The 22575-nt window shown below is 48.4% G+C and carries 16 protein-coding genes; 12 read left to right on the plus strand and 4 right to left on the minus strand.

The window, feature by feature from the left end; genetic code table 11:
• Positions 1-25: 25 nt before the first annotated feature.
• Together BRW63_RS16280 and BRW63_RS16285 are read right to left on the minus strand one after the other, a co-directional pair.
• Positions 26-664: an alpha/beta hydrolase gene (locus tag BRW63_RS16280; protein ID WP_073072868.1), complete on the minus strand. Its 639-nt coding sequence runs from the start codon at positions 662-664 to the stop codon at positions 26-28.
• A 349-nt stretch (positions 665-1013) separates the two neighbouring features.
• Entirely contained in the window at positions 1014-2384 is a 1371-nt protein-coding gene (locus BRW63_RS16285) for a glycoside hydrolase 100 family protein (RefSeq protein WP_073072797.1), read from the minus strand.
• A 425-nt stretch (positions 2385-2809) separates the two neighbouring features.
• Here BRW63_RS16285 and BRW63_RS16290 point away from each other — a divergent pair, with 425 nt between their 5' ends.
• The 8 genes from BRW63_RS16290 (at position 2810) to BRW63_RS29590 (ending at position 13672) form a co-directional block, all read left to right on the plus strand.
• Positions 2810-3985, plus strand: coding sequence for a hypothetical protein (locus BRW63_RS16290; protein WP_073072799.1), 1176 nt, complete (start codon positions 2810-2812; stop codon positions 3983-3985).
• Between the two features lie 79 nt (positions 3986-4064).
• A complete protein-coding gene (locus tag BRW63_RS16295) occupies positions 4065-5075 on the plus strand; it encodes an IS1 family transposase (RefSeq protein ID WP_219898661.1) in 1011 nt (336 codons plus the stop codon).
• On the plus strand, positions 5039-5929 hold the full coding sequence (locus tag BRW63_RS16300) for a hypothetical protein (protein ID WP_073072802.1): 891 nt from the start codon (positions 5039-5041) through the stop codon (positions 5927-5929). The genes BRW63_RS16295 and BRW63_RS16300 overlap by 37 nt, the downstream gene beginning before the upstream one ends.
• 204 nt (positions 5930-6133) lie before the next feature.
• Positions 6134-8434 (plus strand): hypothetical protein, encoded by a 2301-nt coding sequence (locus BRW63_RS16305; RefSeq protein WP_143162066.1) that lies wholly within the window; start codon positions 6134-6136, stop codon positions 8432-8434.
• 124 nt (positions 8435-8558) lie between these two features.
• Positions 8559-9452, plus strand: a complete 894-nt coding sequence (locus BRW63_RS16310; RefSeq protein WP_073072813.1) for a hypothetical protein — start codon at positions 8559-8561, stop codon at positions 9450-9452.
• A gap of 17 nt (positions 9453-9469) precedes the next feature.
• Complete coding sequence (locus tag BRW63_RS16315; RefSeq protein WP_073072815.1) at positions 9470-11191, plus strand: hypothetical protein; 1722 nt, start codon at positions 9470-9472, stop codon at positions 11189-11191.
• Positions 11192-11209: 18 nt separating this feature from the next.
• A complete protein-coding gene (locus BRW63_RS16320) occupies positions 11210-13435 on the plus strand; it encodes a hypothetical protein (protein ID WP_073072816.1) in 2226 nt (741 codons plus the stop codon).
• A 108-nt stretch (positions 13436-13543) separates the two neighbouring features.
• The gene (locus tag BRW63_RS29590; protein ID WP_262983544.1) at positions 13544-13672 is read left to right on the plus strand and encodes a hypothetical protein; all 129 of its coding nucleotides are present in this window, start codon (positions 13544-13546) and stop codon (positions 13670-13672) included.
• Positions 13673-13731: 59 nt separating this feature from the next.
• On the opposite strand, the gene BRW63_RS16325 is transcribed toward BRW63_RS29590, so the two are convergent.
• Both BRW63_RS16325 and cbiD read right to left on the minus strand, forming a co-directional pair.
• The gene (locus BRW63_RS16325) at positions 13732-14109 is read right to left on the minus strand and encodes a hypothetical protein (RefSeq protein WP_073072818.1); all 378 of its coding nucleotides are present in this window, start codon (positions 14107-14109) and stop codon (positions 13732-13734) included.
• A 254-nt stretch (positions 14110-14363) separates the two neighbouring features.
• Complete coding sequence (gene cbiD / locus BRW63_RS16330; RefSeq protein ID WP_073072820.1) at positions 14364-15464, minus strand: cobalt-precorrin-5B (C(1))-methyltransferase CbiD; 1101 nt, start codon at positions 15462-15464, stop codon at positions 14364-14366.
• Between the two features lie 226 nt (positions 15465-15690).
• Here cbiD and BRW63_RS16335 point away from each other — a divergent pair, with 226 nt between their 5' ends.
• The 4 genes from BRW63_RS16335 (at position 15691) to BRW63_RS16350 (ending at position 22573) form a co-directional block, all read left to right on the plus strand.
• Positions 15691-18315 (plus strand): chloride channel protein, encoded by a 2625-nt coding sequence (locus BRW63_RS16335; protein WP_073072821.1) that lies wholly within the window; start codon positions 15691-15693, stop codon positions 18313-18315.
• Positions 18316-18318: 3 nt separating this feature from the next.
• Positions 18319-19662, plus strand: coding sequence for a BMP family lipoprotein (locus tag BRW63_RS16340; protein WP_223257402.1), 1344 nt, complete (start codon positions 18319-18321; stop codon positions 19660-19662).
• A 383-nt stretch (positions 19663-20045) separates the two neighbouring features.
• Complete coding sequence (locus BRW63_RS16345; protein WP_073072823.1) at positions 20046-21536, plus strand: ABC transporter ATP-binding protein; 1491 nt, start codon at positions 20046-20048, stop codon at positions 21534-21536.
• Positions 21533-22573: an ABC transporter permease gene (locus tag BRW63_RS16350; RefSeq protein WP_073072825.1), complete on the plus strand. Its 1041-nt coding sequence runs from the start codon at positions 21533-21535 to the stop codon at positions 22571-22573. Before BRW63_RS16345 ends, BRW63_RS16350 begins: the two co-directional genes overlap by 4 nt.
• Positions 22574-22575 lie beyond the last annotated feature (2 nt).

Genomic DNA, 22575 nt, shown 5'->3' on the forward strand with positions numbered 1-22575 from the left:
TTCAAGTCATTTGATGAATGATTTCTTAACCGATGATCTGATGGATGAATCGTTGCATTTCACTGAGGACTAGCGGTGAGATTTCGTGTCCCATATCAAATTCTTCGTAGACGATCGTGGCGTTTAAATCTGAGAGTCGATCGCGCGCACTGCGAGCCGCCGACACAGGAACCACTGCATCTTGTCTACCATGCACCATCAAAATCGGTGGATAAGAAACCTCTTGAGGCGAGACGGCTCCGTGCAGATAGCCACTGAGCATCATCAATCCTGCTAATGGTAGATGCAGCCCGACATCGAGCGTCATTGCGCCCCCTTGAGAAAAGCCACCCAGCATCGTCCGAGATAAAGGAACTCCGATGTTGGCTTCGAGAGAGTTAAGCCAGTCTGTGAGCAGGTTTCGGCTAGTGACTAGATCAGTTTGAGTGCTGATATCTCCGCCAAAGGTCAAATTATCTGACAAGTCGTACCACATCTTCCCGCCAATGCCGTAGGGATGGGGAAAGGGAGCATCGGGCACCATGAACTGGACATCAGACAGTTCTAACATCGAGCAAAGAAACGCTACATCTTGAGCATTTGCGCCCCAACCGTGCAGAACTACGATTAAGCCCGTTGGGGGTTTGCCAGATTTTGGAGGAATCGCGATCGCGTTTAGAGACAAAGGTTTTATCCAAAAATTGTAGCATGGCACTGCCGTGCCCATTAACCTTGCAAATAACCGACAATGTTTAATTGACGATCGTAACCATCAATATTACTAATCTACGACAAGGCTGTTAAAAGAACCCGATCGAGCATTCATTTTTTGTCTATAGTATCATTCAGGTCATCTCGCTGAGTGTCGTTATGGACTGGCTACCATCTCTCGATCTGTCTGACTTGGGCGATTACAAAGAGAAAGTATGGAAAGCGTTACCAGACGCGAAACTGAATCGATGATTCAAGGGGGCTAAAGCCCTGAAGAACGAAGCGAAAGAACTCATCGAACTGACGTTATTATTACTCTGCGATCACTGCTCCTCTGCAAACGTGATCAACTTCAAGTGATCAGGATTTGCAAGCAACTCCTTGGCTAACAAATATCCTGTGATCGTCCAGGTTTGACATGTGCGCGCCTCTTTACCGATCAAACGACCATCCGGCCCGTCATAATATTCGGGCCAATGATCTTCCATTAAACGGCGTTCTGCAACCGCGATCGCGTGGTGTGCCAGTTCTCCTCGATCCATTTTTTTGGCGGCGGCAGTCAACATCCACAATAAGACGGGCCAGCTTCCCCCATTGTGATAAGACCAAGGGCGATTTTTGGGGTCGGCTCCGGTCACTATTCTCCAATCGCTGTCTTCTAACGCCGGGTAGCACAATTTCATCGGCATGTGCCCTACTAAATCATTCCAGCGTAGCTCGATTAAGTTCAAAATCTTGTGAGACTGCTGCTCGTCTGTCAGCGAGACAATGATCGCCATCAAGTTGCCCAGTGAAAAAAAGCGACAATCTAGCTGTGACGGGCCTAAATTGCCCGCCAAATAGCCTCCCGCTTCGGGCAACCAGTTTGCTAACCGATAAAACGGAATCGAGTCTGAATAAATATTGAACTGATTGAGTGCCTCTTCTCCATACTCCTCAACCTGAAAGCGGTAAATCACATTTAGGCGATCGGGGTCTAACCAATAATTCTCTCGTATTTGTTTTGTTAACGGGATTAAGCGATTTTCCACCGCCCGAATCATAAATTGATTCGTCTCGTTGGGAACCAGCATCTCAAGACTCGCTTTGAGTGCCGCAAAAAACAGCGATTGAATATCAAGGGGATGCCCATAAAGCCCCATCCGTCGGTCAATCATGCTCGCCGCGTCAGGCACTAGCACCATCGGATACATGTCAAATCGGGTGACGAGGCAGAGTTCTAAAACTAAGCGAATGCCTTCTTGAAAATCTTCTCGCTCGACTAGATCAGTGTCTTGAGTCGAGAGCGTGTAAGCCCGCAATAAAATCACCCACCATAAACAGGCATCGGCGGGGGCAACTCGCCCGATCGCATGGTCTCCAAAGTCAGCCTTTAAATATTCTTGCCCGTTAAATGACTGAATTTTGAAACTAGCTGGCATCAGACCTCGACTCGGTTTCGAGCAGTCTAGCTGTCCTGTTTTGGGCTGCAAGGTCAGGGTCGCTTCTAAAAAGTTGCGAACAATTTCTGGTCTGCCTTTGATCAAAAAAAGCAGGGCTGAGGAGATGAAGTCTCGAATAAAGCACTGGTCGTAGTTTAGGGCGGCAATTTCTGGGTCGAGCGCCGCGATCGTGCCGATCGGTTGCCCTCGAAAATAAATGATCGATTTTTCAAGAGCGCTCCATGCCTGTTCTTCAATTAATTGACTACCCAACTCTCAACCCTCTCTATTGATAGGTGCAGCTTACCAAAGGTCTATGTTAAGGCAATCGCATCTAAACCACTAGTGACTTTTAAACAACCTCATCACTGTGAGGATGGTTTAAAGATCGTTGCGAGAGGATATGAAATGGCTGTAGGGGTAGCGCCCCTGTGCCTACCCCTGGCGGAGGGCAGCCACGGGGGGATTGCCCCTACCAAATCATCCCTCTATTCAGCAATGCTGTTTTGTGCTGTCTCGCCAACGTTGCATCATTTGATGTCACCTTAAAGTCTGCATTATCCCAACGCTAAAGTACCCGATGAGGTACTGTCTACTCTTCAGAAATCACGCACAGTATTAGATAACAGTAGTTAGAGACAAACAGTTTTTTGACAAAGATTCAGAAGCGTCGGTGCTCTATGTTTGGGAAGCGTCAAATGTATATCATTGATGAAAATTTAGCGGTTTATTCGCCTCGATATCAGTTAGCCAATGTAAAAACGGTTGAATACCTAAAACAGGTGGGTCAAGGGTCAGAAAAAGGCAGCATTCAAGGAGAAACCGATTCACCGATTCCGGTTTCACTCGATGGGTTGTTAAAAGCTGGAGAGCTTTACGAATCTTCTTCAGATCCTGCCGTTCGCTATTATTTGCCCCGCTATCAACTTAGACAAGTCAACCAACAATTCACCACCTCTCTCAAGTGGCGAAGCCCGCAAGATGACCCCAATGGTGCGCTTGCCTGGTTGCTGATCGAACTTACGCCCGAAGTGCCCCAATCAACGGCTGTGCTGCAAGAAATTCATCATCAAGCCGTTGTGAGAATTGCTTACCAACTGCCTGTAGAAGGACAACCTGTGGGCGCTCGCTGGGCAGGAGCCTGGACAAACATTGACCCTAACACGAGCGGAATGACGCGGCTAGACATCACTAAAACAGATTCTGGCTGGGCATTTCACGGCTTTGACAAGTGTCACCCAACCGATTGTGATTGGGGCATAATCGCAGCGCACGACAATGCTGGAACCTTGCAAGGCACCTACGATTTTGGCTGGAAGCGTACCTCCGTAACCGCTACGTTGTCCAACAATCAGTTAAAGGTGACAACGTTTGACGACTACACCGATGCTGATGGACGTACCGATCGCACCGATCAATTTGTGATGCAGCAGGCGCAAAACTCTGCCAGTCTTACCCTCGAAGTTGGAGCATTAGAAGTTGTCTCAGCCGAGGTTCGGCGCTGTCGTTTGGCGCTTAACAGCAAAGAAGAGTTCGATCGCGTCTTTCAAATCATGAGCGACGATCGCTTTCAGGCACGCCTACAAATTGATTGTTTTGCTCAGATCGGACATCGCACCTGGCGACAAATTGTTAGCGATCGTGTCGATCTATCTAGTCGATCGCTGGCACTGTCTGAGAAGCAAGTGCTAGTTACCGATATGGTAGATGAGAACAATCTGGAGTTAGTTAACTCTGATCGCAGCCAAGCCAGTGTTAAAACTCGGTATATCAAGAAAGCTCAAATTGATCAGGTCAAAGTTGTAGGAGTCGATCGTCAGGTAGAGCCTACTCAGTTAAAGCGGGTCAGTAAGGTAGGGCACTGGTTCCGCTGAGTGAGGAGGCATCAAGTCCTGATATTGCTATATTACAGGGATTCAGTAGTCTGCCAACCCTGGACTTCAATTGGATCTTATGATGGATTTATTCTCTCAGAACTGCCCTTGCTGTGACAGTGCCGAAGTTGATGTTCGTACCCGCTATACGACTCAAAATAATGGCACCCACGCGATCTATCATTGTCGGAGTTGCGATATTTATTTTAGTGATACCTTCGCCACTCCAATGGCTGGCTTAAGAACGCCATTGAGCCGGATCATTGAGGTGCTGAAAGCGAGAACAGAAGGACAAGGATTAAATGCGACAGCGCGAATCTTGGGTGTCTCTAAAAAGAGCATTATTGATTGGGAGTGGCGCTTATCGGAACTGAAGCCCGCTTTAACCTTGTACGGAGTATGCCATCAGTTCCTGAGCTTGGTGATTGAAGGCGATGAACTGTACACCAAAGTCCACCATAATACCGCCGCGAGTGAGTCAGAAGGTTGGACGATCGTGCTGATGGAGCGCAGTAGTCGGTTCTTGTGGGAGCTAAACTGTGGACCGAAAGATCAGACTCTGTTTGAGAAGGCTTTACAACTGCTGTGTAAGGTGATTGGACAAACGCAAGACTTGACCTTACTGACGGATGGCGAACGGCGCTACGGCAATATTTTATTTGCAATTTGCCATGAAGTGTCTCGCACTGGACAACCCGGCAGACCGCCAAAGCGACTGCGTAATGGTGGGCGTGTCCGCTTAAAAAATAAAGGTTCGAGGAAACGCTCAGGGCAAAAACGACCGAAGTATCAAGCCCCTGTGCCAGAGCATCCGGAGACGGATTCTCGGATTGAAGATGTCCAAATCCATGCCAATCATGTAGAAGCATTAAATGCTTCTTTGAGACGACGAAATGCGGCCTTTCGGCGCAAAACAAACATGTATGCAAAAACTCGGGACAATCTACAAAGGACGCTAGACCTGCAATGGTTAATTCACAACTTTGTCCGGGTTCATTTCACAACCAAAGTTGTCCCGGCAGTGAAACTAGGGATTTTGGAAGTCGGGTTGTCATGGCTGGAATTATTCTCAATTCGTTATGCCTTCTAACCCATATTCAAGAGGGCATTCAGCCTTCCCTATCCAACGGAACCAGTGCCCAATTAGTCCCTGCCGGAAATTGGAATGGCGTGGTTCAGTCAGTGATTAGCTTGCGCTACAACGATGCTGCCAACGGTTACACCACTGATGCAGCGTTCTCAATTAAAAAGCCTGACGAATTTAAGTCCTGGCTTGTCGTGCTGCGAGATAAAACCTATCGCAAGTTTCAATATAAAGTGTTGACGACCTTCCAGAATGGCACCTTTAAAGAAGGCGCATGGGTTGATGCAGATGGCAATCAGGCAATTCCGATCATTGTGCAGCAAACGCCCTATCTGAATGTGAAAGTGTTGCCAAATCTATTGGATTTCAAAGTTACGCCCGTAGTAGAATGCACGCTTCACTATGACGATAACGTTGCAAATATCCATGAAGTTGAGACATTCACGTTTATTAATGGCGATATTCAGAGTTGGAGTTTCCCGATCGCGAGTTCTGCGCTGAACAAATATCGCTATCAACTGACTTATCATCTGAGCGATGGTCGTTCTATCACCACTACTGACACACTCACGGATGCAGAAGCATTCACGATTAATAAACCTAACGTTCCAGAAATTGTTTGTAACGTGACACCCAAGCTGATCAACTTTACAGATACGCCACTGGTAGAGGTGTCAATTGCTTATCAAGATGATCAGAACGACATCGAAGCCGAAGAGACGCTCGTGTTTGGAGATGCTACTCCGCAGACGTTCCGAATTCCGATTCACGACAACTCGCCCAAAGACTATCAAGTTACGATCACTTACTACAAAGGGGATGGCAAAGTTGTTGCAGGTCAGCCGACAACCACGAGTTAAAAACAGTTGATTATTCCCAAGTTTGTAGCGACCAATTAATCACACAACCAACCCCGATGGACTGTAGGGTTAGCGCCCCCGTGCCTACCCCTGACGGCGGGCAACCCCAGGGAGATTGCCCCTACCCCAATCATTTCTCTGTTCAGTAATGCTGGCTGTTCTATCTAGCATTACTACAGTCAATCCATTCTATTAGGAGTTCCCATGTTATATCTCAATCCGCCCTTTTATATGTATGAAGGGGTTCCCGTTGTCGGAGATTATCAAGACCCTTATCAGTTTTATTATTATCCCGATCGTCCTCATCTCGCTGTTGATGAAAAAGGACGACCCGCAATCCGATTTATTGCCTTTAAAGCAGACCTCGACGAAATTGAACCCGGTGAAGACCACGCCGCAGGGTTTCTGGTATTTGACACCAGCCTTGCTTGGTCAGAATCAAAACTCAGAAAGGTAGCACAGAAGATTCAGGACGATCGTAAACTCGATCAACCGCCTCGCTTATCTCCATTGCTCTATAAAGGGGGAACGGTGCGGGTAATGTTTCTCGATCGTACTTCTGAAGTGCCGAGTGATGATCCCGACAAAGACAAACCAAAGGATGAAGATGAACCCAAAAAAGAACGCTGGGTTCCCTTTCTAGAGGCGAGTGGTGTGCCGTCTCTGTATGGTGAAAATCGGGCGATTTTTAGCGCCATGCTGACCAAAGAAGCGACCTCTCTGCTGTTTGGTGCCTTTGAAGGATTCATGCCTGCTGGGGTAATTTATGACCTCACCTATGTAGGAATGCAGCGCGCCTTTAATGTTCACGTCGAAGCAGACTGGGAACAGGTTTATCATTACATTCGTGAACAGTTTTCAGCCGATCTGATCTTCTTCTCGATCGAAACCGATAAAATCATCAGTGAATTGGAAGAGAAAAAGATCGTCAAAATTACTGCATCGCTAGAAGGAGTTGGCGATGAAGGCATGGAAAGCGAATTTAACAACGTCAGAAAAGAACTTCAGCAATTGGTTTTAGATAAGTTCTTTAAGTCAGCGGTGAATCCGAATAAGCCTGATGAAAACTCCACTGCCGATCAAGTTATAGATACGCTGCGAGATCTCGGACGTTTAAGCTTGCCACAGGTTGGCTATAGCCGCAAAGAACTTGATATTAGCGAGATTCGCACGATCGAGGTCGATTACACGGTGACTCGTGCGGTAGAGCGCAGAATCTCGCCTCAAGCGCATCTCAGCCTATTTTTTGAAGACTACAACCTGACTCGTGATCAAGTCGTCACGGTTGTAAACGGCAAAGATGCTTTATGGGATGAAGTCGAGTTTGATATCTCAGTCAACACCGATTTCACCAGCGAAGGTATTAGCGCGATCGCAGTCGATGTTTATTACGGATTGCCTCTCGCAAACCATCCTGAGAATTTGCCTGCAACGTGGTCATTTTTGCTCGATAAAACCAACAATCGAGTTAAGAAAGCCGCCTGGTTTAATCCCGAAGTGGGGCATCAATTTCGCTATCGCTACACGGTATTTTTTGCGCCAGGGAGCATTCCAGGGGCACAGAAATCGCTGTCGAGCAGTTGGCAAGATCACGAAGGAAATCTCGTGGTGATTACGCCCTCAGATTTGTATCAGTTACGTCAAGTCGAGGCAGTGTTGACACGGAATTTTCCCTTCGATCGCTACGCTCAAGTTCATGTGCATCTGCAATATAAAGATCCCAAAACAAACTGGGTTTACGAAGATTCTGCCCTGTTGGATCAGCAAAGTTTGCGGCTTCCGCTGGCCTTACGAATCAGTCGTGATGCACTGGCTGACGTGAATTATCGGTTTACCTATCTGCGATCGAATGGTGAAAAAATCGACACCACCTGGCAAACAACTGCCAGCGATATGATTTTGGTGCAAGATCCGTTGCCGACGATGTTGGCGGTGCGGCTATTGGTGGGTGGCGATCGTAGCAAAATCGCTAACTTACTCGTAGATTTCAAATACGAAGATCCCGAAAATGATGTGTTTGAGAGTGGATCTATCATCCTAGATTCAACGAATCTCAATAAGGTAAATGAATGGAAAATTCCACTCGTTGACCCTCATAAGCGACGCTATTCGTATAACCAAACGCTCATTGATACTGATGGGAATATGACGCAGACAGGATGGATTCAGGAAGAAAAAACAACGCTACCTGTTGGCGTAATTTATACTCAGTTGATGGAAGTGCAACCGGAATTAATCGGAATTCCTCTGTCTAGTAGAGGACTGGAGATGATCAAACTGAATCTTAAATACAAAGATTCAGGGAATAACTATACAACGGAAACACAAATGCAATTTACACAGCCTGGGAAGGGCGAAGTGTGGCGTGTGCCGTTAAAGAAAGCGAACTTACGAGATTACCAATATGAGGTGATTTACGTGATGAAAACAGGCTTTGAACGCAAGGTAGGCCCGATTTCTTCGAGAGACACGTTTCTCGTGATTTCCTCGATTCCACCTAAGTAGAAGGCACATTGAGAAATGGCTGTAGGGGTAGCGCCCCCGTGCCTACCCCTGACGGCGGGCAACCACGGGGGGATTGTCCCTACCCAAATTGTTCCTCTATTCAGCAATGTCGGAATTGGTAACAATGGTCAGTTTATTAACACTATCGACCCCAGAAATGAATGGTGCGATCGAGCCACTCGATTTACTCTTCCGTGCAGCACTCTTAGCAGGATTAGGATCTCGTGCGCGATCGGTGATCACAACGCTGGACACAACGCAAATCAATCACTTATCACAACGTACCTGCATTGATGCTGGAAATCCATTATTGCTATCCGTCAAAGCCACTCAGCAGCGAAGTTTACGAGTCTTTCGTCAATCCCCAACTGCAACCCCTGACTCCAATTTCCCTCGCTGGATCGGAACTCACTATTTGCCCAATGGCATGACGGCTCATTCAATTACCGATACCTTTTTTCGTAATCAAACCGCCGCCTGGGAACACACATTAGCGTTTGCTAAATCTGCCGATCGTCTCGCTCAATTTCATCACTATCACGCCATTTTGGGTCTCAAAGGACGAATTTTTCAAACCAGCTATGAATCAAATTCCTCAGATTCTCATTGGGTGACTTGGCAACTCGATCGAGCCACCTCACCCGCCGAGGCGATCGCTGCCTGCCAGTGCGCCGCCTCACTCGATGCAATTCAGCTTCTGCAAGACCTCTTCGGACGATCGATTCTGCCCCGCTCAGGGCCTTGGAGCCTCTCTTGCAATCTAGACGCATCAGATCCTCATCTCAAACTCGGCACAACTCTATGGGCAAGATTTCCCGAAGCGTCTCGCAAACATCAGCGCATGGCAGCGATCGTAGGTCAGATGGGCGGAGACAGCCGTTTTGGTGAGGCGCTCTACAAACTGCTCGACTCTGCCCGTTTTAACCACTCTACTCGCATCGGGCGCGCCGTTGAAGTCGAATTATGCGGCGATCGCGCGATCGATTTGGAGTTTTATCTATCCGTTCCGACCCTTTAATCACAGGAGATAATTTTATGACTTGGGCACGTATCCGATCGTTTTTAGGCAGTTTACCCGGAGGAGGCGAACCGCCCGTTTTAGAAGTCACGTCTGACGAAAATGGCGACGCAGTGATCGAACTCGCTTGGGATCCTGCCGCGCTCATGGCTCCCGCTTCCTATCCCGCCTCTGAAGCGCTGCGCTATTACAGCACGAACATTAATTTTAACGCCACGTTGATCAAAGATAACGGTGCGACCATGACGCTAAATGTCCCGGCTCAACGCATTCAACTCACAGGTGGACGCGCTACTTGGGTGATGCCCCAAAACTTGTGGGATGCTTATGTCGAAGAAACGTTTAAGACGCTGCGATCGCCTTCAACAACCACGTTTGTTCGCAGCATTTATTATCGAGTGCGAGTCACGCCTCCAGGTGGCAGTCAGGCAGTGTTGTATCCCACCGATGCCACGCTGCAAAATCTCTCTAGCGTTCCGACGTGGCTTCAGTCTCGGATCTCGATTTTGACGATCAGCGGCGATGCAGTTGCCCAGGTTGTGCCCGATATGGCAGCAGTTGAGGCGATGGGCGGTATTGCGCTGTTTCCCAACTTGTGGAAATCAGTGCTGCTAATGTTTTGGAAAGCGCTGCCGCTCAATGATCCTAATCGCGGATCGCTCGCCGCAATCTTCGCGCATCCTAATTTCCAATCGATCGCGGATGTTAACATTCGTGGAAAGATTCTCAAACTCTGGCTATTTGCAGGCGCAACGGCGCGACCTCGGTTGGCGCAACTGCTCGATCGACAAACGGCGATTGGGAGCAACATCACTACGACGATTATTCTGAAACAGGATTTGAGAGGCGGCAAAACGCTGGTTGAAAATTTATTATCACTACTGGATATCAATCCGCATCCAGATTTTGTCACGCTAACGAGCAAAGAACAATTGCTGGATAATGTGATTACCGAAATCCTTGATCCTAATGGACAGATTAATCAGGGTTCAGCCAATACGTGTTCACCGACCTCGATTCAGACGTTGTTGATTACAGTGAATCCGTCTGAATATGTGCGGCTACAACTGGGCTTACTCAGCCCTACAGGCGCGACCCAACTAGCAAACGGTTCCAGCATCTCTATTCCACCCGGAATCTTTCAACTGTTCCGCTATCCTAATCCTGCGGGTCAGCCGTTTATCGTTCGCACTTATGCAGAATTGGCGTTTCAATCCACGATTTTGAAATACGCCAGAGGAGGCGCGTTTCCGGCTTACGATCCGAGTGCGGCAGCAAATGCGGCAAATGGCATTAACACCGTGTTTCAAGCCAGCGTGAATCACGGATTAGCGGCAGATGAAACCAAACGCGCTCTAGACGGAATTTTTAACGTCAATTTCACCAAACACTACATTCCGCTCACGTCTCAAGCTGACGAGCAAGCCGCTCAACCGGGAATTCACACCGATTTTCTCAGCACTCTTCCTGCCAAGCAACAGCAGATGATTTTGGCCATGTTTTGGAGTCAGCCTTACAACTTTGGTCATGCTGTCTTAGCCGTGCGTCGTGACAACGGGCGAATCTTCTTCAAAAATCCTCAGTATCCTGGCTCTCACCCCCCGGCGGCGATCGGCACCACTGCCACCAATCCGCCCCGTCGCTATGACGATCCGTCAGCCGCTTTAGAGTCGATCGCTGAGTCAGACCTGCTGACCTGGATCAAAGGCTATTGGGTTCCCGATGTCGCCATTCTTTAAATCACAGGAAAAATTGCCATGCTATATCTCGATTCCCCGATCGGACTGATCAAAGGGTTGGTGATTTATCGCGATCACCAGGATCAAAGTCTGTTTTATTACGTGTCAGAGCGTCCTCGATTGGCGCGAAATGATGGAGTTCCAGAATTTGTTTATCTCAAATACAAACGCGATATCACCGACAATCCCAACTTCGATCCAGAGACAAAAGAATCGCTAGGCGGAGGATTTTTAGCCTTCACAGTTGACTTAGGTGTTGATGAGGATCAGCTTAACGAAGTCAAACAAGAATTATCCCGATTTGCCGATGGAGACGTTAAGTTAGCTCCGGTTCAGTTTCGCAAAGGATCGGTGCGATTGTCGATTAGCAAAGATGCTGCCGATGCTCCGAATGCCGCCGCAGACGAGCCTAAAGGATTCAAATTCTTTGAAGAAGTGTATGGAACAACAAAACCTTCTTTAATCGGAGACAATCGCGCCACGTTCTCAGTTGTGTTAGGTCAAGAAGCTGCAACTCTATTTGAAGAGGCGTTAAAAGCAGGCATTAGTCCGATCGGGGTGATTTACGATCTTGAGTATTTAGGACTTCGACCTGCATTTAACGTGCGAATCACGGCTGAATATAAACGCATTTACGATCACTTAGAAATCTCATTAGCGGCTCGTGGACAAATTCAAGTCGTTTCTCTTGCCGCAGAAATCGATATCGCGTTCCAAAAGCTTCGAGACGATGGCGCAGTTAAAGTTGAAGTGATTAACTTCACGGATGACGCTGACATTAAAAAACAAGCCGATGAAGCGTTTAATTGGTTTAAGACTGAGTTGCTCAAAGATTTCTTTAAAACTGCCCTTCAGCCGCCGAGTTTTATGACTCAATCATCGGGCGGTGGCTTACTCGGACAGCTACAAGGCTTTTTAGGTCAGCTAGGACAGACGCAAACCGGGTCATGTCAGCCTGTGATGGGCACTCCAACGACTCAGCCGAGCAATGCCGCGCCGGGTGCAACCACCATGCAAGAAGGTGCTCAAAGTACGTTTGCTGGAACCAATCCAGGGACAACAGGGGGAACGGGAGGCGCAAATCGAGGAGGCGCAAATTCTCTCTCGCCCTTTCAAGTCGGATTCTCGCTGAAATATTGTCACCAGGAGGAATTGAAGACGCGCACCTTTGAATATGCAATGCAGGCAGCCGTTGCCAGACAAGCCGCACCACAGGGATTATTCTCGACGATCGTCGAAGGACTCAACCTCGATCGCGCTATCAAAGAAATCAATTTAGACGACGATTTCTTTAAGCGATTAGTGGCAACGGTTTCGATCGGCGGTGACTTAAACGCATCTGGCATCAACGCGATCGCTGTCAATCTCGAATATCCTGACAAGCGCAAGCCCAATCAAGACCCGATGCACGTTGATGGTGTCGTGTTTCGTCCCGATAATCTCACACCTAAGACGTTCACCACTTGGCTGAATGACAAAAAAAGTCTCGATTATCGCTATCAGTTAGACATTCACTTTAAGCCTGATGCGCCTTGGGTCGGCAAAGAAGCCCATTATCAGTCTGACTGGATCTCGACTCGATCGCGACAATTGACGATCGATCCTCTCAGCGAAATCGGACTGTTTGATTTAGAAATTGCCTTCGGTGAACTCGATAGCGGACAGATTAGTCAAGCCCAACTGGAATTGATTTATGACGATGCTGCGAATGATTTCAAGACGGTGAAAACATTTATTCTCAAACCGGGAGATGCCAGTAAACATTGGAAGTTACGCCTCTCAGATCCCAACTTGCGGACTTATCAATATCGCGTGACTTATTTTCTGCAAGATAACCTGCAAGTCACCACTGATTGGCAGACTTCACAAGACCCAGTTTTGGTCGTCAACGAACCGTTTAGAGGTAAATTGAATACTCGATTTGTGCCGCTTCTCGATCCCAACAACCTAGTTGAAGCCGTTGTAGAGTTGACCTATCACGAGCCAACAACAGGTTATACTCGCCGCTTCCGAGAGTTGTTCTCACCCGACACGCCCGACACGATGAAGCGGCGATCGCTCGACATTCCTACCCTCGCCGAAAATCCTGAAAACTACACTTACGAAGTCACTGTTGTTCGATTAGATAGATCGGTTTATCAATCCGAACCGATCGTCACTGATAATCCAGTTGTGCTGATCTCTGATGGAGCAGGAACTACGCATCGAATCAAAGTTAAATTGCTCGGTCAAGACATGACTTAAGCATGACTCGCCGCTATCAAAGTCGATTTAATTGGAACGGGAGAAGAGGGCGATCGAGAGTCTACAATCTTCACGCCCAGTCAAGCCGCCGAACGAATTGTCTCACTAGTGCAGCCTGATAGCGGAGCGTTTACCTACACTTATAAAGTGACGGGCTACAATTTGCGCGGTGAAGTTGTACCCGGTGTAAGTGCCCAAACCGCTGACACCACGCTGTTTATAAAAGTGCCCGTTTAGAATTGGGGCTAAACTGATGGCTTGTAGGGACGCTTCATGAAACGTCCCTACACGATGCCCTATTTCGCGGCTCTCTCGCTTTCCTCTTGAGCTTCTTTGAGCGCTCCTAGTTTGTCCGACTCTTTGGGGTTGTAGATTGCACCCTTTTGTCTAACGTTAAGATCGACGGTTTCTTTAATGTTTTCTCCCAGATTTTTAATATTCTTCAGCCCCGTTTGACCAATCGGACGATCGGGGCTATCACCTAAATCTTCAGCATCTTGCTGAACCTTTTGAACCATGCCTTTATCAGAAGTCTTACCCATCATAGAGCCTGCTTGTGCTGACAGTTGACTTGAATAAAACGCAGGAATTGACAAGAATGTTAACACCGCCAAAGCAAGGGTAACGATCGAACGAAATCTAACTGTGCGAAACCATTGTGTAATGCGATTCATTTGAAATCTCCTTAAAATCTATCCAGATAGAACATTAATCTAGCCAAAGACTTTTTTCTTCCTCCGTAAGTGAGACGACTCAGCCCACATTTGGAGTAGATTCGAGAGTTAGCTTTCTACCCACAGAACGATGTTTGTAGAGAAATTCAGCATTGTAGAAGAGGATGAAATGGCTGTAGGGATAGCGCCTCCGTGCCTACCCCTGACGGAGGGCAACCACGGGGGGATTGCCCCTACCCACAATGCCAGAATTTCTAAGGACGAGGAATCACGATCGCGTCAATCAATTCTTGAGCGATCGTGTCTTGACTCACTTGTTGTCCCTTGCGATCGAACAAAAACGTGCCCACTTTCAGCGAAGCATCTGCATATTTTTTGACATACTGCGTTGCTTTCTGGCTAATTAATTCTGCTAAGTAAGAAAACACTGAGTTAGTTAACCCCAGTTTGCTTAGTTGCTGATGAGCCTCATCAGCAGTCTTCGCATTGAGAACCACTTCGGCCGCCGCTAAACTCCCGCCCGATCGGATGACAGCAGCGCTAATAATTTCTAGTTTTGCGTCTGCCAAGTGACTAGAGGTGTTAAAAATTCCGCCCGCTAACTTGACTAATTTGCCTTGATATCCCAACAGCAAAACCGATTGTGCTTGGTGTAACCCAGCTTCGACAAGCATCGCACCGAGCCAGTTTCCGGTCGGCACGATCGCCCGATCGGGAATGTTTAAACGTTGAGCAACTTGCTGACCATTGCTGCCAATGCAAAACACCAAATTAGGTGACTCACCGACTTTCTGCTGCAAGATCGCCCGAAATTCTTCGAGATGATCGGCGGCTGATAGTGGCTTAGAGATGCCGCTCGTTCCCAACAGCGATAAGCCTTCTAAAATGCCAAACGCTTCGTTAGAAGTGCGTCGAGCCAGTTGACGACCTTCAGGCAAAATAATCCGTACAGTGAGTGTGCGATCGGCAGGAATCAGCGGTAGCAGATTGGCATCAAATAATTGCCGAGCATAGCGATAAATCGCGGCTTCGCCTGTGGTGGTGCGTCCAAGTCCTTCACCTGCTTCTAAAACTAATGGGTGAGACTGGCGCTGTGACAATTTCACCCATGCCCAAATCGGCGTATTGCGAGTCAAATCAAGATTGTCGCCCGGTTCGCTTAGTGTGACAGCTAGGGCACTAGTCTCATCTAACGGGGCAACTTGTTGGATCGGAATGTCAGCGCTTCCAGGCAGAATATCGATCGCGATCGGACTCAATCGATCGTCCTGATTTGACCGATCTAGCAAACAAATTAATGCCGCCTTTGCTGACGCAACTGCAAAAACGGGTAGAGTATAGCCAGTTCGAGCCATTCCAAATCGAGCAGCTTGTGCACAAATATAGCAATCCTAGTTCAGTTGTAAGCGTGGGACAAGCTTCTAGCCTGGACGGGCAAGATGCCCATTCCACCATTCACTTAGGATTGCTATAGCATAACTCTGATGGCGATCGCTCATGACGAAGCGATCGTAAGTCGTCTAATGCCACGATTGGGCAAGATAATGATAGTCTCTACTCGCTCTGCCAACCCTGATTTTTATGTGGCAAACTGCCTTTCTCAAGCGTCTGCCTCGATTGCTCCAGCCTAATCAACTCGCCATCTTTGAGGCGTGTTTAATTGGTTTAATTTCTGGTTTAGCTGCCGTCTCTCTGAAGCAAGGAGCCGCCGCGATCGCAGGTTGGCGCTTAGATCTGGCCCATCAATATCCGGTCTGGGTCGTGTTGCCCATTGTGGGATTGGTGGGAGGATTTTTGGCAGGGTTGCTAATTGAACGAGCCGCCCCCGAAGCGACCGGAAGCGGCATTCCGCAAGTGAAAGCAGCGCTGGGGCACGTCTCGATCGCGCTGAATGCACGAGTGGCGATCGTCAAACTTTTCAGCACACTGCTCTCCCTGGGATCGGGCCTGACATTGGGACGGCAAGGCCCGACTGTGCAAATCGGAGCCGCGATCGCCGCTCAACTCAGCGCTTGGGTGCCCACGTCGCCAGAACACCGCCGCCAGCTTATCGCTGCGGGTGCTGCCGCCGGGCTTGCTGCCGGGTTTAATGCCCCGATTGCTGGAGTCTTGTTTGTTGTCGAAGAGCTCTTGCAAGACGTGTCGGGGCTAACTTTGGGAACCGCCATCCTCGCATCCTTTATAGGTGCCGTCGTGTCTCGGCTTTTAGGCGGTGGCGGACTCAACGTGAATATGACGGGACTGTATACGAGCTTCTCGATCGCTGAGATTCCTTTATTTATCGCACTAGGAATTTTAGCGGGATTGTTCGGTGCCCTATTTAATCGAGGCGTACTCTTGAGCCTGGCGTTTAATCGTCGCTCTTTAAAGGTCGGCTTACCCTGGCGAATCGGCTTTGCAGGATTGATATCAGGGTTGGCAGTCGCCTTTCTCCCGGCGGTTTTGCGCGACACCGCAAGTCTGCAAGAGGTTTGGCTCACCAGTGCGCTGGGCTGGAAAATCACCGCGCTCATTTTTGTCACCAAATTCATTCTGACTTTGATCGCGTCTGGGTCAGGTGCCCCCGGAGGATTGTTTGCACCCTCACTGATTTTGGGGTCTGCGCTGGGCTATCTCGTCAGCACAGCCGCCCAGCATTTGCAGTTAATGGGCATTCCGTTAGGCGTTGAGTTTGGTGAAGGACTGATTACCACCTCAGCCCTGGCAGGCATGGGAGCCTTTTTTAGTGCAGTCACCAGAGGCCCGATTACGGCGATCGTCATTGTCTTTGAGATGACCACTAACTTTAATCTGGTGTTGCCTTTGATGATCGGCTCAGTGACCGCCTATCTGGTCGCTGAAAGCATCTACGGTGGATCAATTTATAAACATTTGTTGGCATCGAATGGCATTCACCTCAAGCCAGAAACGGCGATCGATACCCGTCTCGCGGGGTTAACTGCTGCCGATATTATGCAGCGTCATGTCGAAACTGTTTCAAGTCAGATGAGATTAGATGAAGCGATTCAGGCATTTTCACGATCGCACCATCGCGGCTTTCCAGTAGTCGATGATGGCAAGTTAGTTGGCATTGTCACCCAAAGCGATTTAACGAGAATTCACGAGCGCGATCTGGCGGGAGATTTATTTCTAAATCTGATTATGACTCCCAATCCAGTCACGGTTAGCCCGACGGCTCCGCTCTCTCAGGTTCTCTATCTGCTCAACCGATTTAAAGTCAGTCGTCTACCCGTGCTCGAACGGCGTAAATTGCTGGGCATTATCACCCGCGCTGACATTATTCGCGCTGAGTCAGATCAGCTCAGTGGTGAAGTTAAGCAAGTGGGTATACAACCAGATCCGTCTTATGTGGTTTATCAAACCCGTGCGCCTGCGGTCGGAAAAGGACGGTTGCTCGTGCCGATTTCTAACCCTCAAACCGCCGAGTCTCTGCTGCAAATGGCAGCCGCGATCGCCCGTGAGCGTCACTATGAGTTGGAATGTCTACAAGTGATTCCGATCGCTCGACACCAAGATCCGGCTGAAACGCCAGTTTCGACTACGATCAGCCGTCGTCTTTTAAAACGCGCCGCTCGATTGGGCGAAGAGTGGCAAATTCCTGTGCATACTCAGGTGCGAGTGACTCACGATGTGGCTCACGCCATTTTAGAAGCGGTTAAAGACCGCCACATTGACCTGCTGCTCATGGGCTGGAAGGGCAGTACGGTGACACCGGGGCGAGTGTTTGGCAGTGTAGTCGATACCATCATCCGGCAAGCGAGTTGTGATGTGGTGTTGATCAAAAATCCCAACTCAGCGCCTGCACATCCTAAGCTCGATCGCTGGCTGATCCCCACCGCAGGCGGACCCAATTCTCGTAAGGCAATTCAGCTTTTGCCTGCTTTTGCGCGTTTAACAAAACAGCCAGAAGTATTTTTGTGTCAGGTGCATCAGCCTGAGCGATCGCGAACTGATATCGAAGCCTTAAAGGATGCGATGGTGTTTTTGAGTAATCGTCTGCGGTGCCCCGTGGTGTTGCGATCGGTTTGTGCCAACTCGGTGTCTGAAGCCGTGGTGGATCTGGCTCAAAAAGATCAGTGTGATGTGATTGTGCTTGGCGCAACGCGAGAGGGACTGCTGCAACAGGTGATCAAAGGGAATATTCCAGAAGAGATTGCACGGCAGTGTGACTGTACGGTAATTTTGGTGCGAGGCGCGATCAAATAAAAAGTGGTTCGCTTTGATACATTCTCGACCAGAGCGATCGCGTTAAGTGGAACTAAGTTTGTGTTTAAAGCGCCCCCTATGAGATTGAATGGTTTGCTAGTTAAGACGATCAATCACTCCACTCTAAAATCCTTAAGCCTGATTGCGGTTTTCGGAGCGCTGCTAGGATCATGCGGCAGCCCCAGTGCTAATTCACCCACTTCACCCACAGGGGCATCTCCAGAATCGCCCGCCGCCGGGAAAGACTTTACGGTTGGCATGGTGCTAGTCGGGCCCAAACAAGACGGCGGCTGGAATCAGGCACAATTTGAAGGCATTCAGACTGCTTTAAAGACCATTCCCGGCACAAAGTTGGAGTATGTCGATAAAGTCAACGTTGCCGATCGTCCCAATGTTAAAGGCTCTCAAGTTGCCGATGATCTGATCAGCAAAGGTGCCAAGTTTGTGATTTTTAACTCTGACGATTTTAAAGATGATGCGCTGGCAACCGCAAAAAAACACCCCGATGTGACAGTGATTCACGCCTCTGGTGACTATGCCTGGAAGGAAGGGAAAAACTTCAAAAATCAGCCAAACCTGGGCAACATCATGGGGCGGATGGAGTATGGCAAAATGATCGCGGGCTGTGCTGCCGCCTTGGGAACCGAAACCGGAAAAATCGGCTATCTCGGCCCCCTAATTAACGATGAAACGCGCCGCTATTCGTCATCTGCCTACCTGGGGGCAAAATATTGTTGGGAGACCTACCGCAAAAAAAAGGCAGAAAACCTCAACTTCAAAGTCACTTGGATTGGGTTTTGGTTCAACATTCCCGGTAAGACTTTAGACCCGACCAAAGTCGCAGATGACTATTATAACGGTGGCTATGATGTCGTTATGTCGGGGATTGACACACCCGAAGCCGCCGTGCAGGGCAAAAAAGCGGCGGAAGCTGGAAAAAAAGTCAAATTTGTTCACTATGACTTAGCCTCTGGCTGCAATCTGGCACCTGATATTTGTCTGGGAGTGCCTTATTACAACTGGTCGTTTCCTTATGCGAACTCGATTAAAAAAGCGATCGCGGGCAACTATACCAGCGAGTTTACCTGGCTTGCACCCGATTGGAAAGATATCAACAATCCTGAAACGTCAATGGTTGGTTTCAATCCTGGAACCGCACTGGGCGATAATAAAAAGTTTTTGGATGAGTTTATCAAAGGCTTAGGAGATGGCAGCATTAATCCCTTTAAAGGCCCGTTAAACTTCCAAGACGGAACGCCGTTCTTAAAAGCAGGAGAAACCGCAACCGATCAACAAATTTGGTATTTGCCACAATTGTTAGCAGGAATGGAAGGATCAAGCAAATAAGACGTAGGGGCATGGCACCGCCGTGCCCATTAGGATTGCAAGTAACCAATATTTTAATCTATAGCAATTCTATTTCAGTTGTAAGAGTGGGACAGGCTTCCAGCCTGTACGGGCAAGATGCCCATCCCACAATTCACTTAACGTCAGTTCGACAGAAATAGTTCGCTCCGAACAGCTTTGTTGAGCCGAAGGCAGTGTGAATTCGGGAAGCCCCCTAAATCCCCCAAAGTTGGGGGACTTCAAGCCAAAATTCCGGTTTCAAAGTCCCTCAGAATGGGGGATTTAGGGGGCAGAAGCCGCTGATAACGAAGCGAAAAAACTCGTCGAACTGACGTTCACTTAGGATTGCTATACGAGCCCAAGCCAATCATAGATGACAACTGATGAGAGTCGAACTTCAGAATATTTCAAAACGGTTTGGCAGTGTTCAAGCAAATGATCAGGTTTCGTTGCTCGTTGAAGCAGGCACAATTCATGGATTGTTAGGCGAAAATGGAGCCGGAAAAAGCACACTCGTTAAAGTGCTGAGTGGGTTTATCAGCCGAGATTCTGGAGCAGTCTTGCTAGACGAAAAATCGGTTGAAATTAAAACGCCTGCTAACGCGATCGCTGCTGGCATCGGAATGCTGCACCAAGATCCGCTAGACTTTCCGCCATTGTCGGTGTTAGACAATTTTATGGTAGGCAAAACTGGGACAGGATTTATTGATCGGGGGCGATCGCTCCGTCAATTACAGCAGTTAGCGGCTCATTTTAATTTCAATCTCAACGGCTACGAAACCGTCAACAATCTCACGGTTGGCGAACGTCAGCAGTTAGAACTTCTGCGCTTATTGTCGCTAGGTGTCAGCACCCTGATTTTAGACGAACCCACAACCGGAATTTCTGCTTCTCAAAAGACTGCCCTGTTTGAAGCAGTTAAGCAACTAGCAGCCCAGGGCAAATCAATTATTTTTGTCTCCCATAAACTCGAAGATGTCGAAGAATTATGCGATCGCGTCACTGTTCTTCGTCACGGTAAAGTCATAGGTCGGGCTGAGATTCCTTGCCCTGATGCGGTGCTGATCGAGATGATGTTTGGTCGCGAATTAGCCCTCCCACTCAAGCCCCAAACTCGCCAATCCGAAGCGGCACTGCAACTCGAAAAGATTCGCGTTGACACCGATCGACTGTCTCTTCACCTCGGCGATCTTACCGTCTATAAAGGCGAAGTTATCGGACTCGCTGGACTCGAAGGCAGCGGACAAGAATTATTGCTATTACTCTGCGCGGGGTTGCTGCACTCTGCTTCAGGTCAGATGGTGATCAATGGTATGGAGATGACGCACAAACCCTACCAGGAATATCTCGATCGTGGGATTGGATATCTACCCGCTGATCGTTTAAAGGAGGGATTGGTAAGCGGATTGTCAATTCACGAACACGTTGCCCTACGGACTCCTGCTCGAAGTTTTTTTGTCGATTGGAAAGAAACTTTAAAGCAGACGGTGCAGGCGATCGCGATCTTCAACATTCGCGGTAAGCCCAACACACCTGTAGAACGATTATCGGGCGGCAATCAACAGCGCACTCAATTAGCATTGCTGCCAGTGCCATTAAATCTGTTGTTAATGGAGCATCCAACTCGTGGTTTAGATATCGAATCAGTGTTGTGGGTGTGGCAACAATTGATTGCTCGATGTCAAACCGGAACGACGATTTTGTTTATGTCCTCCGATTTAGATGAAATTATGCGCTATAGCGATCGCGTCATTGTTTTTAGTGGCGGTCAAGCCTCTCGCCCGATCGCTGTTGCGGATCTCACTGTCGATCGCTTAGGAGAACTAATCGGCGGCAGGTTAAGCGATACGATGGAGCCATTAGCAATTTCATGACCCAAAAAACTCTTTATTATCAACTGGCTGCGATCGCGCTGGCGTTACTGTTCATCACAACAATCATTTTAGTGGTGGGCGCGTCTCCCATTGAAGTGATCGCTGCGATGTGGTCGGGTTCTTTTGGCACAGTGGGACAATTTGCGAGAGTAATCGCAACTCTTGCGCCTCTTTTGCTGTGTGCGAGTGGATTGTTATTTACATTCACAGCAGGATTATATAATCTAGGCATTGAAGGACAGATTGCGTTTGGAGCGATCGTTTCCACGTTTGCAATTCAACTGACTCAAAATGCGCTCTCTCCAGCGTTGGTGATTTTGTTAGCAATTCTCATGGGCGGTGTTGGGGGCGTTTTGTGGGGGTTACTCACGGGTGCACTCAACGTTTATGGCCGCATTAACGAAATTTTTGCAGGCTTAGGTCTTAACTTTGTCGCCGATGGGTTAGCCCTCTACTTAATTTTTGGCCCTTGGAAGCGTGAAGGCGTTGCCTCAATGAGCGGCACTGAGCCGTTTTCAGAAGCGTTGTGGTTGCCGACGTTTGGTGATACTGATGCCAGCCCGATCGCGTTGCTGATTGCGATCGTTGCCGTTGCCATCACGCTAATTACTTTGCAAGGCACCTATTTTGGTTTGCGTCTACGAGCCGTTGGGCAGAATCTTCGCGCTTCCTATACATTAGGCATTCCTTCAATTCGTCAATTGCTGAGTGCGTTTGCGATCTGTGGTGGGTTTGCTGGTGTTGCCGGAGCGTTACAAGTGCTGGCGGTTTTTCATCGTCTGATTCCTAATATTTCTAGTGGGTTAGGTTATCTCGCGCTATTAGTCGCCATGTTGGTAGGGCTGAATGCTTGGTTTATTCTTCCCGTTGCATTTTTCTTTAGCGCTTTGAATATTGGCAGTCTACAGTTGCCGTTAGATTTGAATTTAGAATCTTCTCTCGCGGGTGTGATTCAAGGAACGCTAGTTTTGTTTGTGTTGTTGGGAAGAGGGGTCAGCGAATCGCTCCGCCAAGCCCCCAAAAATCCCACCTCGTAGGG

Origin of the sequence: Phormidesmis priestleyi ULC007 (assembly GCF_001895925.1) — a bacterium.
Lineage (GTDB): Bacteria > Cyanobacteriota > Cyanobacteriia > Leptolyngbyales > Leptolyngbyaceae > Phormidesmis_A > Phormidesmis_A priestleyi_A.

Coding starts and splice junctions, on each gene's coding strand:
- BRW63_RS16290 (WP_073072799.1), top strand. CDS start 2,810: ATGTATATCATTGATGAAAATTTAGCGGTTTATTCGCCTCGATATCAG.
- BRW63_RS16295 (WP_219898661.1), top strand. CDS start 4,065: ATGATGGATTTATTCTCTCAGAACTGCCCTTGCTGTGACAGTGCCGAA.
- BRW63_RS16300 (WP_073072802.1), top strand. CDS start 5,039: ATGGCTGGAATTATTCTCAATTCGTTATGCCTTCTAACCCATATTCAA.
- BRW63_RS16305 (WP_143162066.1), top strand. CDS start 6,134: ATGTTATATCTCAATCCGCCCTTTTATATGTATGAAGGGGTTCCCGTT.
- BRW63_RS16310 (WP_073072813.1), top strand. CDS start 8,559: ATGGTCAGTTTATTAACACTATCGACCCCAGAAATGAATGGTGCGATC.
- BRW63_RS16315 (WP_073072815.1), top strand. CDS start 9,470: ATGACTTGGGCACGTATCCGATCGTTTTTAGGCAGTTTACCCGGAGGA.
- BRW63_RS16320 (WP_073072816.1), top strand. CDS start 11,210: ATGCTATATCTCGATTCCCCGATCGGACTGATCAAAGGGTTGGTGATT.
- BRW63_RS16325 (WP_073072818.1), bottom strand. CDS start 14,109: ATGAATCGCATTACACAATGGTTTCGCACAGTTAGATTTCGTTCGATC.
- cbiD (WP_073072820.1), bottom strand. CDS start 15,464: ATGGCTCGAACTGGCTATACTCTACCCGTTTTTGCAGTTGCGTCAGCA.
- BRW63_RS16335 (WP_073072821.1), top strand. CDS start 15,691: ATGTGGCAAACTGCCTTTCTCAAGCGTCTGCCTCGATTGCTCCAGCCT.
- BRW63_RS16345 (WP_073072823.1), top strand. CDS start 20,046: ATGAGAGTCGAACTTCAGAATATTTCAAAACGGTTTGGCAGTGTTCAA.
- BRW63_RS16350 (WP_073072825.1), top strand. CDS start 21,533: ATGACCCAAAAAACTCTTTATTATCAACTGGCTGCGATCGCGCTGGCG.